Here is a 15,300-nt window from a genome sequence, read left to right on the forward strand (position 1 = left end):
GTGGCGTCAGGCATCGCCCTCAAGTGGGCTCCCACAAGGGAGGCTGTGGCCGAGCGCAGGATTCCCGCGATCGGGGCCGCAAGAAACGGAGCTAGCGGCCGGCCGGGCGCAGCGTCGGCGGCACCGGCAGTGCCGCAGCGGCCATCGGCGCGGCCTGCAGGACATTGCCCGCAGGCTGGGTTTCGGAAGGCGACGTGGATGCCGGACCCGCATCGGCGGTCGGCGCGAGCGGCACCGGGACCGATGCCGTCGGCTGCGCCTTGCCGGGCGCGGGCCGGGTTTCGACCACGTCCTGCGACAACGCCGCCGCCTCCGCTTCCCTGGTCATCACGATGATGCTGATGCGCCGGTTGATCGGATTGTCCGGGTGCGTCCTGTCCAGCGGCACCGAGGCGGCCAGTCCGACCACGCGGGCGGTCTTGCCCTTGTCCATGCCGCCGGCGAGCAACGCGCGCCGGGCCGCGTTGGCGCGGTCGGTGGAAAGCTCCCAGTTGCTGTAATCGCGCTCGTCGGCGTACGGCGCATCGTCCGTGTGGCCGGTGATGCTGATGTGGTTGGGCACGCGGTTGATGAAGATGCCCAGCTCGGCGAGGATCGCGCGGGTGTAGTCCTTCAGTTGCGCGCTGCCCAGGTCGAACATGGGCCGGTTGAGCTTGTCGACGATCTGGATGCGCAGTCCCTCGGAGGTGATGTCCAGCAGCAACTGGTCCTTGAACGGCGCCAGCGCCTGGCTGTTCTGGATCGCCGCGTGCAGCTGCTGCATCAGTTCCTGCAGGCGCGCCCGCTCCTGCTCGCGCGCACGCTTTTCGATGGCCTCCCTGGACACCGGCACGGCCGGACCGTTGTGGCGATCCTTGCCGGGACCGTGCGAGAGGTCCATCGCGCCGCCCAACTGGATGGCGGCGTCGCTGGCACCACCGGGTCCCACCCGGCCCGGCGGCGCGATGGTGGCGTTGCCGGGCGTCATGCTGGGGTTCTTGAAGTACTCGGAAATCGCCGCCTTCTGTTCGCGCGTGCCGGCGCCGAGGATCCACATCACCAGGAAGAACGCCATCATCGCCGTGACGAAGTCGGCATAAGCCACTTTCCAGGCGCCGCCGTGGTAGCCGTGCACCTTTTTTCTCACCCGCCTGATGATGATCGGCGTGCCGCCCCCCTCGCTCATGCGCCGGCTCCCGCGCGCACGCTCTTGAGGTGGTCCTCGAGATCCTGGAAGTTCGGTCGCGCATGCGCCGAAAGCACCTTGCGCGCAAACTCGACCGACACCTTCGGGTTGTAGCCGCGCAGATTGGCCAGCAGCGCCACCTTGACGCACTCGAAGGCCTTGCCGTCCTCGCGCACACGGCTTTCCATCGCCGCCGCCACCGGTCCGATGAACCCGTAGCAGAGCAGGATGCCCAGGAAGGTGCCGACCAGCGCGCCGGCAATGTGTTCGCCGATCCGCGAAGTGTCGCCGCCCAGGTTGGACATGGTGGTGACGATGCCCAGCACCGCCGCGACGATGCCGAAGCCAGGCAGCGCATCCGCCATCTTGGCCACCGCCTGCGCCGGCGCCTCGGCCTCGTGGTGGTGGTTTTCCACCTCGGCGTCCAGCAGCGCCTCCAGCTCGTGCGGCTCCATGCTGCCGCCCACGATCAGGCGCAGGCAGTCGGTGATGAACTCGACCAGGTGGTGCTCGCGCAGCAGCCGCGGATAGGCCGAGAACACCGCGCTCGACTGCGGATCCTCGATGTGGGATTCCATCCCGAGCACGCCTTCCTTGCGCATGACACCGAAGATGTCGTACAGCAGTGCCAGCAGATCCACGTAGTCCTGCTTCTTGTAGTTCGGACCCTTTACCAGCGCCGCGGCCTCGCGCAGCGACGCCTTGACCACCTTGCTGGAATTGGCGGTGAGGAAGGCGCCGATCGCACCCCCGAAGATGATCAGCAGCTCGTAGGGTTGCCACAGCGCCAGCAGCTGTCCATGCGACATCACATAGCCGCCAAGCACGCAACCGATGACGACCAACGTTCCAACCAGAACCAGCATTTCCCACTCCGGGCGCGCGCCGCCTTGCGATCACTCCGGGTTATCGGTCGACCGGCGGAAAAATTGAACCGGCGAGGTGCGAATCGGATCTCCTTCGCGGCGTGTCCCGTGAATGGTGACGGACAGACAAAAAAAGCCCGGCACAAGGCCGGGCTTTCTTTGGGGAACACGATCGCCTCAGGGGCGCCGCGCAAGCTCCGGGTTGTCCCTGGTCTGCGGCATCAGGTCCTTCTTGGACACGCCCAGCCACAGCAGGATCGGGCTGGCCACGAAGATCGAGGACAGCGTGCCGACGACGATGCCGATCAACATGGTGATCGCGAACCCGTGCACCTGCGGGCCGCCGAAGAAATACAGCGCGGCCATGGTGATGCCGGTGAACAGCGAGGTGATGATGGTTCGCGACAGCGTGGTGTTGATCGAGCGGTTGAGGATCTCCTCCGGGTCGGCCTTGCGGGCGAGGCGGAACAGCTCGCGGATGCGGTCGAACACCACCACCTTGTCGTTGATCGAGTAGCCGATCACCGCCAGCACCGAGGCCAGCACGGTCAGGTCGAACTCGCGCTGCACCAGCGAGATCACGCCCAGCGTCACCAGCGTGTCGTGCACCTCGGTGAGCAGCGCGGCGATCGCGAAGCGGCGCTCGAAACGGATCCACAGGTACACGCCGATGCCGATGATCACGAAGATCGCGGCGATCGAGCCGTCGCTCTTGAGCTCGTCGCCCACCTGCGGGCTGACGAAGCTGTGGCTGCTCTCCACCGCATCCGGCCGCTCCTTCCTGAGCGCGGCCATCACGCTGGCGGCGACCTTGTCGGCGCGCGCCGAAGCGCCCTCGCCCGGGCCGCCGGCGCCTTCCTTGCCGTCGACCTTCGGCTGCAGGCGGATCAGCACCTGGCGCGAACCGCCCAGGCTCTGCACCACCGGGTTCTCGATGCCGGCCTCGTCCAGCGCCTTGCGTACATCGGCGATGTCGATCGTCCGGTCGTACTTGACCTCGACCGAGATGCCGCCGGTGAAGTCCAGGCCGTAGTTGAGGCCCCGGGTGAGCAGCAGCCCCACCGAGGCGATCATCAGCAGCGCCGCGATGACGATGCTGATCTTGCGCCAGTGCAGGAACGGCACGTTGCTGTTGTGGTTGAAGATTTCCATCGTTAGTACGTCCTCAGACCGACAGCGTCTTGAGCTTGCGGTTGCCGTGGATCAGCGCGGTGATCGCGTGGGTCACGGTGACCGAGGTGAACATCGAGGTCAGGATGCCGATCAGCAGCGTCACGCCGAAGCCCTTGATCGGGCCCGAGCCCATGGTGGTGAGCGCCAGCGCCGCGATCAGGTGGGTGACGTTGGCGTCCAGGATGGTCGACCAGGCCTTGTCGTAGCCGGCGCGGATCGCCGCGTGCGGGCTGGAGCCGTTGCGAAGTTCCTCGCGCACGCGCTCGCAGATCAGCACGTTGGCGTCGATCGCCATGCCCAGCGTCAGCACGATACCGGCGATGCCCGGCATCGTCAGCGTCACCCCGATCATCGACATCACCGCGACCAGGATCACCAGGTTGAAGAACAGCGCGATGTCGGCCACCAGGCCGAACAGGTGGTAGTAGATCGCCGCGGCCAGCAGCACCAGTCCCAGGCCCAGCAGCACCGCGCGCAGGCCCTTCTCGATGTTGTCCTGGCCCATGCTCGGGCCGATCACCGACTGCGAGGTGATGTTCATCGGCGCGGCAAGCGAGCCGCCCTTGAGCAGCAGCGCGAGCTCGGAGGCTTCCTTGGGGCTGTTCAGGCCGGTGGTCTGGAAGTTCTTGCCGAACACGCCCTGGATGGTCGCGTCGCTGATGACCTCCTGGGTGGTGTGCGGGATGTGCACTTCCTTGCCGTCGACGATCTTGGTGTCGTAGACGGTCTCCACGTACACCACCGCCATCGGCTTGCCGACATTGGAGCTGGTGAAGTCGAGCATCTTCTTCGCGCCGGAGGCGCTCAGGGTAACGTCCACCTTCGGCGTGCCGCTTTGCTGATCGACGCCGGAGGAGGCGTCCACCAGCTCGTCGCCGGTGGCGATGATGCGCTTGGAGACCAGCACCGGGCGGTTGGTGCCGCGCTCGTAGTAGAGGTTGGCGTCCGGCGGGACGTTGCCGGTGCGCGCGGCCTCGACGGCACGCGGGTCGCCCGGATAACCGATGCCGGCGCGGTATTCCAGGGTGGCGATGGCGCCGATCACCTTCTTGGCTTCGGCCGGGTTCTGCACGCCGGCCAACTCCACCACGATCTGGTCTTCACCCTGCTGCTGGATCAGCGGTTCGGACACGCCCAGCGCGTTGATGCGGTTGCGCAGGGTCGCGGTGTTCTGGCGGATGGTGGCCAGCGCCAGCTCGCGAAGCTTCTCGGGCTTGACCTTGGCGGTGAGCACGAAGCGGTCGCCGGTGCTGGGCCCGTCCTGCACCAGCAGGTCGGGATATTCGGTGGCGATCGCATCGGTGGCGGCGCTGCGATCGGCGGCCGAGCGCAGCACCACGCTGATGCCCTGCCCGCGCTGGGCGTTGCGGGTCACCGACTCGTAACGGATGTTCTTCTCGCGCAGCAGGCTGCGGATGTCATCCGCGTAGCGCTCTTCCTGCTTGTCGACCACCGCGTTCTGGTCCACCGCCATCAGGAAGTGCACGCCACCCTGCAGGTCCAGGCCCAGCGGCATCGAGTCGGCATGGATGGCGCGCAGCCAGCCCGGCACGGTCGACGCAAGGTTGAGCGCGACGGTGTAGTTGTCGCCGAGCGCGGTCTTGACCACGTCGGCTGCCTTGGCCTGCACGTCGGCGTTCGGGAAGTCGGCGACCAAATGGTCCCCCTCGATCGCCAGCCCGCTATAGGGAACCTTCTGCGCGGTCAGCGCGTCGGCAACCTTCTGCTTGACCGAGGCATCGAGCGGGGCGCCGTGCGTGGCCAGCACCTGCACCGACGGCACCGGCGGGAACGCGTTGGGCAATGCGTAGATGATGCCGAACAGCAATACCAACGCGACCAGCGCGTATTTCCAGCGTGGAAAGTCACTCATGCCTGGGAAGCCCGTTCTCGTTACTTCGAAGGCCGCGGCCCCTGAAGCCGCGGCGGATGGCCTGGCTGGCCGTGTATCAGGACGACTTCAGCGTGCCCTTGGGCAGTACCTGGGAGATGGCGCCCTTCTGCAGCTTGATCCTGACGTTCGGCGCGATCTCGATGGTCAGGAAGCTCTCGCCCACCTCTTCCACGCGCCCGGCGATGCCGCCGTTGCTGACCACTTCGTCGCCCTTGGCCAGCGCGGACACCATGTTGCGGTGTTCCTTCTGGCGCTTCATCTGCGGCCGGATCATGAGGAAGTAGAAGATGACGAACAGCGCGATCAGCGGCAGGAAGCTGAAAAGCGGGTTGCCCGGCGCAGCGGCGGGGGCGGCCTGGGCGATCACGAGGGACATGGGAAGACTCATCGTTTCATCCTGCAAGTAGTGGCGTGGACAGGAAAATTCGCCCGCGCCAGAAAAAGGTCTTGGATTATGCCATGCGGCCCAAGGGCATGCACGGCAACTTCACGCGTCCCCCGCATCGCGGTGCAACACGGCATTCCGCCTTTGGTAGACAACCCCTCGGGAAGTTCCCTTCAGCCCCGACCGCCTACTGTAGGAGCGCACCCGGGCGCGACCGCCGTGCGCATGGCTGCCGACGGCCTGGCAGCCCACTGCATGGCGTTCGCGCCCGGGTGCGCTCCTACGGGGTCGCCTGGCGGCGGGCGTAGAAGGCGGCCACGAAGTCCTCCAGCGAACCCGCGGCGATCGCCCCGCGCAGGCCGGCCATGAGCCGCTGGTAGTGACGCAGGTTGTGGTGCGTGGCGAGCGTGCTGGCGAGGATCTCGTTGCAGCGGTCCAGGTGGCGCAGGTAGCCGCGTGAGAAACCATTGGCGCAGGCATAGCAGTCGCAGCCTTCCTCGATCACGCGGGTATCGTCGGCATACCTGGCGTTGCGGATGCGCAGGGTGCCCTCCGGCACGAACAGGAAGCCGTTGCGGGCGTTGCGGGTCGGCATCACGCAGTCGAACATGTCGATGCCGCGGCGCACCGCCTCGACGATGTCCTCGGGCCGGCCCACGCCCATCAGGTAGCGCGGCTTGTCCTGCGGCAGCAGGCCCACGGTGAAGTCGAGCGTGTGGTTTCGCTCGGCTTCCGGCTCGCCCACGGCCAGACCGCCCACCGCGTAGCCATCGAAGCCGATGCCGACCAGGCCCTCGGCCGAACGGCGGCGCAGCGGCGCGTACACGCCGCCCTGCACGATGCCGAACAGGGCGTTGGGGTTGTTCAGATCGTCGAAGGCGCGGCGCGAGCGTTCGGCCCAGCGCAGCGACATTTCCATCGAGTCGGCCGCCTGTTTCTCCGTTGCCGGATAGGGCGTGCACTCGTCGAAGATCATGGCGATGTCCGAGTCCAGCACGGTCTGGATCTTCATCGACACCTCCGGCGAGAGGAACACCTTGGAGCCGTCGACCGGCGAGGCGAAGGTCACGCCCTCCTCGGCCAGCTTGCGCTTGTGCGCCAGCGAGAAGACCTGGAAGCCGCCGGAGTCGGTGAGGATCGGCTTGTTCCAGCCGATGAAGCGGTGCAGGCCGCCGAATTTCTCCACGATCTCCAGGCCGGGGCGCAGGTAGAGGTGGAAGGTGTTGCCCAGAATGATCTCGGCGCCCAGCTCCGCAAGGTCGCGCGGGATCATCGCCTTGACCGAGCCGTAGGTGCCCACCGGCATGAAGGCCGGGGTTTCGACGGTGCCGCGGCCAAAGGCCAGTCGACCGCGGCGGGCCGCGCCGTCGCGGGCCAGCAGTTCGAAAGTCATGGATGTCATCGCGGCATTATCGCATCGCCGCGCTTCTTGCCGAACCTGACCCAAGCCATGTCCCGGGCAGGGTGGGCTTCAGCCCACCGCACTCGCCATGCACGTCCCGGTGGGCCGAAGCCCACTCCAGCCCTTGCTGGAGAAGGAATCAGGCGCGCGGCAGGATCAGCATCGCATCGCCGTAGGAAAAGAACCGGTACCGCTCGCGCACCGCATGCCGGTACGCCTCCAGCACGAACTCCCGACCGGCAAGCGCCGACACCAGCATCAGCAGGGTCGACTGCGGCAGATGGAAATTGGTGATCAGGCCATCGATGCTGGTGATGCGGTAGCCCGGGAAGATGAAGATCTGCGTCTCGCCCGCGAACGGATGCACCTGCCCGTCCGTCGTGGCGCTTTCCAGCGCCCGCACCACCGTCGTGCCCACCGCGATCACCCGGCCGCCGGCCGCGCGCGTGCGGCGCATCTTCTCCACCAGCGCGGCGCCGACGTTGAGCCACTCGCGATGCATCGTGTGCCGGTGGATGTCGTCAACGCGCACCGGCTGGAACGTGCCGGCGCCCACGTGCAGCGTCACGTATCCGGTTTCCACGCCCAGTTCGCGCAGGCGTCCGAGCAGCGGTTCGTCGAAGTGCAGGCCCGCGGTAGGCGCGGCCACCGCACCGGGTTCGCGGGCGTAGACGGTCTGGTAGCGCTCCAGGTCCGAGGCGTCGGCGTGGCGCTCGATGTACGGCGGCAGCGGCATCTCGCCCAGCCTGGCGAGCAGCTTTTCCAGCGGCTCGGGCGACTCGAAGCGCAGCCTGAAGAACGCCCCGTCGCGCCCCAGCACGGTGGCATGGCTGCCATCGCCCAGCTCGATGCGGCCGCCCTCCTTCGGCTTCTTGCTCACCCCCAGCTGCACCGTTGCTTCGTGCGCCCCGGTGACGCGCTCGATCAGGATCTCCACCGCGCCGCCGGACTCCTTGCGACCGTACAGCCGCGCCGGCAGCACGCGGGTGTCGTTGAACACCAGCATGTCACCGGGGCGCAGGAAAGAGGGCAGGTCGCGGAACTGGCGATCCTCCAGCGTGCGGGCCACGGGGTCCATCCTCAGCAACCGGCTGGCCGAACGCTCCGGCAACGGTGCCTGGGCGATCAACTCGGGCGGCAGATCGAAATCGAAATCGGATTTTTTCAAGGCATGCCTCGCGGGGCTCTTTTAGGAGCGCACCCTGTGCGCGACCGCCGTGATCCCGGTCGCGCACAGGGGGCGCTGCTACAGGTCGTCGGGCGGCGACCGGCAATGATAGCCCTCCCCGGCCGGCCTCGTGCTGCGCTGCGCATCGGCTACACACGGCATATCTGCTAATTTGCCGGGCTTTGCATCGACTTGGGGACAACCCTGCATGTTCGAGCGCGTACTGATTGCCAACCGTGGCGAGATCGCCTGCCGCGTGATCCGCACCTGCCGCCGCCTCGGCATCCACACCATCGCGGTGTATTCGGAGGCCGACCGGGACGCCCAGCACGTGCGGCTGGCCGACGAGGCCTGGCCGATCGGCGGCCCGCGTCCGGCCGACTCCTACCTGCGCGGCGACGCGATCCTCGAGGTGGCCAGGAAGGCGGGCGCGCAGGCGATCCACCCCGGCTACGGCTTCCTGTCGGAGAACACCGGCTTCGCGCGCGCCTGTGTCGAGGCCGGCGTCGTGTTCATCGGCCCCAGGCCCGCGAGCATCGACGCGATGGGCTCCAAGGCGGCCGCCAAGGCACTGATGGAGAAGCACGCGGTCCCGCTCGTGCCCGGGTATCACGGCGAGAACCAGGACCCGGCGTTCCTCGCCGAACAGGCGCGCAAGACCGGCTTCCCGCTGATGATCAAGGCCGCGGCCGGCGGCGGCGGCAAGGGCATGCGCATCGTGCGCGGCGAGGGCGAGTTCGCCGACGCACTGGCCTCGGCCCAGCGCGAGGCGGCCAACGCCTTCGGCGACACACGGGTGATCCTGGAGCGCTACGTGGAGCATCCGCGCCACATCGAGTTCCAGGTGTTCGGCGACACGCACGGCAACGTGATCCATCTCAACGAGCGCGAGTGCTCCTCGCAGCGGCGCTACCAGAAGGTGCTGGAGGAGACACCCTCGCCCTTCCTCACCCCGGCGCGCCGCCAGGCGATGGGCGAGGCGGCGGTGGCGGCCGCAAGGGCGGTCGACTACGTCGGTGCCGGCACGGTCGAGTTCATCGTCGGCGCCGACGGCGAGTTCTTCTTCATGGAGATGAACACGCGCCTGCAGGTCGAGCACCCCGTCACCGAGAAGACGCTGGGCCTGGACCTGGTCGAGTGGCAGCTGCGCGTGGCCGCCGGCCAGCCGCTGCCACTCGGGCAGGAGCAGATCCGGGCGCACGGCCACGCCATCGAGGTGCGCCTGTACGCCGAAGACCCCGAACAGAACTTCCTGCCGGGCTCCGGCAAGCTGGTGCGGTTGCGCCTGCCGGCACCGTCGAAGCACGTGCGCATCGATGGCGGCGTCGTCGAGGGTGACACGGTCACGATCTTCTACGACCCGATGATCGCCAAGCTGATCGTCTGGGACACCGAGCGCCCCAAGGCGCTGCAACGGTTGCGCGAGGCGCTCGCCCAGTGCGAGATCGTGGGTCCCAAATCCAACGTCGCCTTCCTCGAGCGGCTGGCGCGGCATCCGTCAGTGGTCGAGGGACGCATCGACACCGGCTACCTCGACCGGCACCTGGACGAGTTCCTCGAAGGCGACGCATCGCCACCCGGCCGCGTGTTGTTCGCCGCCGCCAGCGCGGCGCTGCTGCAGGAAGAGCGCAGCGTGTCGGGCAACGCCGCCGACCCGCATTCGCCCTGGGCCAGCGCCGATGCCTGGCGCATCGGCCATGCCGGCAAGCGGGTAGTGGCCCTGTCGCTGCGCGAGCAGCGCTACGAGATCTCGGCCTACGGCCACGATGGCGACTATCGGCTGGAACACGGCGAGGTGGCCTGCGAGGTCCGCGGGGCGCGCCTGGAGCCCGACGTGCTGAGCGCCCGCTTCGACGGCGAGGCCCAGCGCCTGCCCGCACTGGTCGACGACACCCGTGTCCTGCTGCACGACGCCGCCGGCCGCCGCTACCCCTTCGTGCGCGCCCCGGCTTTCGCCTGGGCTTCGACCGGAAGTGCCGGCGGGGACCAGGTCGTCGCGCCGATGCCCGGCCGCATCGTGCTGGTCAAGGCCAGGCCCGGCGACAGCGTCGAGGAGGGCCAGGAACTGCTGGTGATGGAAGCGATGAAGATGGAACTTGCGCTCAGGGCCCCGCGCGCAGGGGCCATCGAGAGCGTGACCGCGATCCAGGGCGAGTTCGTCGAGGCGGACGTGGTCCTGGTGCGCTTCGAAAGCTGAGGGGTTGCCAGGCGCCTCTCTCCCGCCAGCAAGCCCGTTCAACGTGGGTGGCACAGTCGGCTCCCTTCCGGGAGAGGGCCCGGGAGCGGCGGAACCGAGGCAAGAAAAAGGCGGCCCTGAGGCCGCCTTTTCGTTTACTGCTTCTTCTTCGGCCCGATCATCATGACCATCTGGCGTCCTTCCAGCCTGGGGAAGGATTCCACCTGGCCGTTGTCGCCGATGTCCTCCTGGATCTTCCTGGCCAGGTTCTGGCCGAGGTCCTGGTGGGACATCTCACGGCCGCGGAAGCGGATCGTGACCTTGACCTTGTCGCCCTCTTCCAGGAAGCGAAGCATGTTGCGCAGCTTGATCTGGTAGTCGCCCACGTCCGTGACCGGACGGAACTTCACTTCCTTGATCTCGACCTGCTTCTGCTTCTTCTTGGCGGCGGACGCCTTCTTCTGGGCTTCGAACTTGAACTTGCCGTAATCCATGATGCGGCAGACCGGCGGGTCGCCGTTGGGCTGGATCTCGACCAGATCCATGCCCGCTTCCTGCGCCATGGCCAGCGCCTCGTCGCGGGTGAGAATGCCCAGCTGTTCCGAGTCGACGCCGATCACGCGCACGCGCGGCACGCGGATTTCGAGGTTACGGCGGTTGCCCTTGTTGTCGGTGGTAGCGATACCACTATCCTCCAGAAGAGTTATTGAATTAGGCCACGCGGAACATCAACGCCGCGTTTCGGCCTGTAGTCGTTCGGCGAAGGCGGCCAGCGGCATGCTGCCCAGATCCTCGCCCGAACGGGTACGCACGGAAACGGCCCCCGCTTCCTTCTCGCGGTCACCGACCACGAGGAGATAAGGGACCTTCTGCAGCGTATGCTCGCGGATTTTATAGCCGACTTTTTCGTTGCGCAAATCGGCCTGGACGCGGAAGCCTTTGTCGACAAGGGCTTGCGTCACCTCGCGCACGTAACCGGCCTGGGCGTCGGTGATCGAGAACACCGCCGCCTGCACCGGGGCCAGCCATGCCGGCAGGTTGCCGGCATGGTGCTCGATCAGGATGCCGATGAAGCGTTCCATCGAACCGACGATGGCGCGATGCAGCATGACCGGGTGGCGCTTCTGCGACTGCTCGTCCACATACTCGGCGCCCAGCCGCTCGGGCATCATGAAATCGACCTGCATGGTGCCGACCTGCCAGGCGCGGCCGATCGAATCCTTCATGTGGTACTCGATCTTCGGGCCATAGAAGGCGCCCTCCCCCGGCAGCTCTTCCCATTGGACGCCGGCGGAGGAAAGCGCCTTGCGCAATGCGTCCTCGGCACGGTCCCAGACCTCGTCCGAGCCAATGCGTTTGTCGGGGCGCAACGCGATTTTCAGCGCGATGTCCTTGAAGCCGAAGTCGCCGTACACCTGCATGGCCTGCTGGTGGAAGGCCGTGACCTCCGCTTCGATCTGCCCGGGCGTGCAGAAGATGTGGCCGTCGTCCTGGGTAAAGGCCCGCACGCGCATGATGCCGTGCAACGCGCCGGAGGGCTCGTTGCGGTGGCAGCCGCCGAACTCGCCGTAGCGGATCGGCAGCTCGCGGTAGCTGTGCAGGCCGGTGTTGAAGATCTGCACGTGGCCGGGGCAGTTCATCGGCTTGAGCGCGTAGGTGTGCTTCTCCGATTCGGTGAAGAACATGTTTTCCGCGTAGTTGTCCCAGTGGCCGGACTTCTTCCACAGCGACACGTCAAGCACCTGCGGGCAACGCACTTCCTGGTAGCCGCTCTTGCGGTACACGCCGCGCATGTACTGCTCGACCTGCTGCCAGATCGCCCAGCCGTTCGGGTGCCAGAACACCATGCCGGGACTCTCTTCCTGCTGGTGGAACAGGTCCAGCGCCTTGCCGATCTTGCGGTGGTCGCGCTTCTCGGCCTCCTCCAGCTGGTGCAGGTAGGCCTTGAGGTCCTTGTCGTTGAGCCAGGCGGTGCCGTAGACGCGCGTCAGCATCGCGTTGTTGCTGTCGCCGCGCCAGTACGCGCCGGCCACCTTCATCAGCTTGAACGATCGCAGCCTGGCCGTATTGGGCACGTGCGGGCCGCGGCACAGGTCGGTGAACTCGCCCTGGGTGTAGAGCGAGAGCTCCTCGTTGGACGGGATCGACTCGATGATCTCGGCCTTGTAGACCTCGCCCAGGTCGCGGAAGAACTTCACCGCCTCGTCGCGCGACTTCACCGAGCGCGAGACCGGCAGCGCCTCCTTGACGATCTTCTCCATCTCCGCCTCGATCTTCGCCAGGTCGTCGGGCGTGAACGGCCGCTCGTAGGCGAAGTCGTAGTAGAAGCCGTTGTCGATCACCGGGCCGATCGTGACCTGCGCGCCCGGATACAGGCGCTGCACGGCCTGCGCCAGCAGGTGCGCGGTGGAGTGGCGCAGGATCTCCAGCGCCTCGGGGCTCTTCTCGGTGACGATCTCCACGCGGGCGTCATGGTCGATCGGGAAGCTGGCGTCCACCAGCTTGCCGTCCACCTTGCCGGCGAGCGTCGCCTTGGCCAGGCCGGCGCCGATGGAGGCGGCCACGTCCTGGACGGTCACGGGATGGTCGAACGGCTTCTTGCTGCCGTCCGGGAGAGACACTTCGATCATGGATGGGAACCCCGGAAATCAAAAAAGGGCGAAACGCCCTTTCATGCACGAAACAAAGGCGTCGGGAGGTCAGCGATGGAAAAGGGTAGTCGCCATGTCGCACGCTCGACCGGCGCTTACGCGCGGGCCACCTTGTCTCGAACGGACGCCTAGTCTAGCCGAGAATGCCTTGCAGGAGACGGGATCCCGTGCGCCGTGCGCCCGGCCCTCACGCTCCGGCCCGCTAGAATACCCCGTCCCAAACTGGAACCGTAACGGATGCGCATCCTCGTCACCGGTACCGCCGGCTTCATCGGCGCCGCGCTCGCCCAGCGCCTGCTCGCGCGTGGCGACGAAGTGTTCGGCATCGACAACCACAACGATTATTACGACCCGTCGTTGAAGGAGGCGCGCCTGGCGCAGTTCGCCGGACACCCGGCCTATACCCACCTGCGCGCCGACCTGGCGGACGCCGACGCGATCGACCGCGCCTTTGCCGAGTTCCAGCCGCAGCGCGTGGTGAACCTGGCCGCACAGGCCGGCGTGCGCTACTCGCTGAAGAACCCGCGCGCCTACGTTCGGAGCAACCTGGACGGCTTTCTCAACATCCTGGAAGGCTGCCGCCACGGCCGGATCGAGCACCTGGTCTACGCCTCGTCCAGCTCCGTCTACGGCGCCAACCGCAAGATGCCCTTCGCGGTGGAAGATGCGGTCGACCACCCGGTCAGCCTCTACGCCGCCAGCAAGAAGGCCAACGAGCTGATGGCGCACAGCTACAGCCATCTCTACGGCCTGCCTACCACCGGCCTGCGCTTCTTCACCGTGTACGGTCCGTGGGGCCGCCCGGACATGTCGCCGATCCTGTTCGCCGACCGCATCAGCCGCGGCGAGCCGATCGACGTCTTCAATCACGGCAACCACAGCCGCGACTTCACCTACATCGACGACATCGTCGAGGGTGTGGTCCGCACGCTCGACCATACGGCCCAACCCGATCCGGCCTACGACCCGGAGCATCCCAATCCGGGCACGTCCAACGCGCCCTACCGCGTCTACAACATCGGCAACGACCAGCCGGTGCAGTTGCTGCGCTTCATCGAGCTGCTGGAGCAGAACCTCGGCCGTACGGTCGAAAAGAACCTGCTGCCGATGCAGCCGGGCGACGTGCCCGACACCTGGGCCGACGTGTCCGCCCTGCGCCGCGACGTCGGCTATGCGCCCGGCACCTCGATCGAGGATGGCGTCACCCGTTTCGTGCAGTGGTACCGCGAGTACCACGGGCGCTGAAGACCATCGTCCGGCACGCCCGTCGCGGGCCTCGCCAGGCCTCGATCCTGCTGCGCCCGCCCGCGACACGGGCTCCACCGAGGGGTGGCAGCGCCGGGCGCTGGCCGTGCAGTCAGCCGACGGCCGCCATCAGTAGGCCCATACCAGGCGGGCGATTCGCCAGCCGATGGGAATCATGGATCAGAACGGTTTGGCCAGCACCAGGAAAATCACGCCCAACAACAGCAGTACGGGCAATTCGTTGAGCCAGCGCAATGCCCGTGACGAGGGCAGCGCGCCACCGTTTCCGCGATGCTTCAACAGCCGACCAACGATAATGAAGTAGCCCAGCAGAAGTGCCACCAATCCAAGCTTGACATCGATCCAGTGCGTGCCCGACGCCACGTTGGGCAGCGTGGCGGGGAACACCCGCCAGCCCTGCCACAACACGAGCCCGAACAGGAACGCGATGCCGAACATGTTGTGGCCGAACTTGTACAGCCGCCGCCCCATCAGGAGCAGACGCTCCCCTACCGCCTGGTCGTTGCCCGCTTCGGCGAGATTCACCAGGATCCGCGGCAGATAGAAAACCGTGGCCATCCAGGCGATGACGAACAGCAGGTGGAAGGATTTGAGCCAGAGGTAGGTCATGCGCGGTCGCCTGGTGACGGAACCACGCCATTGTGGCGCACCCGCCAAGTCCTCTCCAGCGACCGCCCCCGGGAACGCCGCGTCGGACGCAGGTCTCGTGACCGCGCGCCGCTCCCGCAGGCGCGATAATGCAGGCAGCACCGCCGCCGGAACCCGCCATGAGCCAACGCACGCCCGACACTTCGAAACTGGACCGCATCGTTGCCGACGCCCGCCGCGCCGCCGAGCAGCGCGAGCTTGGCTACCGCGAGCGGGCATTGAAGATGTACCCGTGGGTGTGCGGTCGGTGCGGGCGCGAGTTCACGCGCAGCAACCTGCGCGAACTGACGGTGCATCACCGCAACCACGACCACGATTTCAATCCGCCCGACGGCAGCAACTGGGAACTGTTGTGCGTGTACTGCCACGACAACGAGCACTCCCGCTACATCGATCACGTGCGCGGCGCGGGCTACGAGCCTGACGGGCAAGCTCCCGCCACCGGCAACCCGTTCGCCGACCTCAAGGCGATGCTCGAGGCCAGGGGCAAGCGTTGAGCCGCTGAC

Annotated in this window: 13 protein-coding genes; 3 read left to right on the forward strand and 10 right to left on the reverse strand. The window is 67.0% G+C overall.

Annotation, left to right across the window (positions count from 1 at the left end; translation table 11 throughout):
• Positions 1-91: 91 nt before the first annotated feature.
• The 7 genes from motB to queA form a co-directional block, all read right to left on the reverse strand.
• Positions 92-1,165, reverse strand: a complete 1,074-nt coding sequence (gene motB / locus LQ771_RS09295) for a flagellar motor protein MotB (RefSeq protein WP_231349125.1) — start codon at positions 1,163-1,165, stop codon at positions 92-94.
• Positions 1,162-2,031, reverse strand: a complete 870-nt coding sequence (gene motA, locus LQ771_RS09300; RefSeq protein WP_231349126.1) for a flagellar motor stator protein MotA — start codon at positions 2,029-2,031, stop codon at positions 1,162-1,164. Before motA ends, motB begins: the two co-directional genes overlap by 4 nt.
• A gap of 177 nt (positions 2,032-2,208) precedes the next feature.
• On the reverse strand, positions 2,209-3,183 hold the full coding sequence (gene secF / locus LQ771_RS09305; RefSeq protein ID WP_231349127.1) for a protein translocase subunit SecF: 975 nt from the start codon (positions 3,181-3,183) through the stop codon (positions 2,209-2,211).
• 13 nt (positions 3,184-3,196) lie between these two features.
• Positions 3,197-5,077, reverse strand: coding sequence for a protein translocase subunit SecD (gene secD / locus LQ771_RS09310; RefSeq protein WP_231349128.1), 1,881 nt, complete (start codon positions 5,075-5,077; stop codon positions 3,197-3,199).
• Between the two features lie 76 nt (positions 5,078-5,153).
• The gene (gene yajC, locus LQ771_RS09315) at positions 5,154-5,486 is read right to left on the reverse strand and encodes a preprotein translocase subunit YajC (protein WP_231349129.1); all 333 of its coding nucleotides are present in this window, start codon (positions 5,484-5,486) and stop codon (positions 5,154-5,156) included.
• 277 nt (positions 5,487-5,763) lie between these two features.
• Positions 5,764-6,885, reverse strand: a complete 1,122-nt coding sequence (gene tgt / locus LQ771_RS09320; protein WP_231349130.1) for a tRNA guanosine(34) transglycosylase Tgt — start codon at positions 6,883-6,885, stop codon at positions 5,764-5,766.
• Positions 6,886-7,024: 139 nt separating this feature from the next.
• Positions 7,025-8,053, reverse strand: a complete 1,029-nt coding sequence (gene queA / locus LQ771_RS09325; protein ID WP_231349131.1) for a tRNA preQ1(34) S-adenosylmethionine ribosyltransferase-isomerase QueA — start codon at positions 8,051-8,053, stop codon at positions 7,025-7,027.
• A 208-nt stretch (positions 8,054-8,261) separates the two neighbouring features.
• On the opposite strand from queA, the gene LQ771_RS09330 reads away from it, so the two are divergent.
• The gene (locus LQ771_RS09330; protein WP_231349132.1) at positions 8,262-10,250 is read left to right on the forward strand and encodes an acetyl/propionyl/methylcrotonyl-CoA carboxylase subunit alpha; all 1,989 of its coding nucleotides are present in this window, start codon (positions 8,262-8,264) and stop codon (positions 10,248-10,250) included.
• A 134-nt stretch (positions 10,251-10,384) separates the two neighbouring features.
• Here LQ771_RS09330 and infC read toward each other — a convergent pair whose 3' ends face one another.
• Together infC and thrS are read right to left on the reverse strand one after the other, a co-directional pair.
• The gene (gene infC / locus LQ771_RS09335) at positions 10,385-10,912 is read right to left on the reverse strand and encodes a translation initiation factor IF-3 (protein ID WP_425491349.1); all 528 of its coding nucleotides are present in this window, start codon (positions 10,910-10,912) and stop codon (positions 10,385-10,387) included.
• A 45-nt stretch (positions 10,913-10,957) separates the two neighbouring features.
• Positions 10,958-12,859, reverse strand: coding sequence for a threonine--tRNA ligase (gene thrS / locus LQ771_RS09340; RefSeq protein ID WP_231349133.1), 1,902 nt, complete (start codon positions 12,857-12,859; stop codon positions 10,958-10,960).
• A 258-nt stretch (positions 12,860-13,117) separates the two neighbouring features.
• Here thrS and LQ771_RS09345 point away from each other — a divergent pair, with 258 nt between their 5' ends.
• Positions 13,118-14,125, forward strand: a complete 1,008-nt coding sequence (locus tag LQ771_RS09345; protein ID WP_231349134.1) for an NAD-dependent epimerase — start codon at positions 13,118-13,120, stop codon at positions 14,123-14,125.
• A 180-nt stretch (positions 14,126-14,305) separates the two neighbouring features.
• On the opposite strand, the gene LQ771_RS09350 is transcribed toward LQ771_RS09345, so the two are convergent.
• On the reverse strand, positions 14,306-14,755 hold the full coding sequence (locus LQ771_RS09350; protein WP_231349135.1) for a CopD family protein: 450 nt from the start codon (positions 14,753-14,755) through the stop codon (positions 14,306-14,308).
• Between the two features lie 158 nt (positions 14,756-14,913).
• Here LQ771_RS09350 and LQ771_RS09355 point away from each other — a divergent pair, with 158 nt between their 5' ends.
• A complete protein-coding gene (locus tag LQ771_RS09355; protein WP_231349136.1) occupies positions 14,914-15,291 on the forward strand; it encodes a YajD family HNH nuclease in 378 nt (125 codons plus the stop codon).
• Positions 15,292-15,300 lie beyond the last annotated feature (9 nt).

This window comes from Frateuria soli (assembly GCF_021117385.1).
GTDB lineage: Bacteria > Pseudomonadota > Gammaproteobacteria > Xanthomonadales > Rhodanobacteraceae > Frateuria_A > Frateuria_A soli.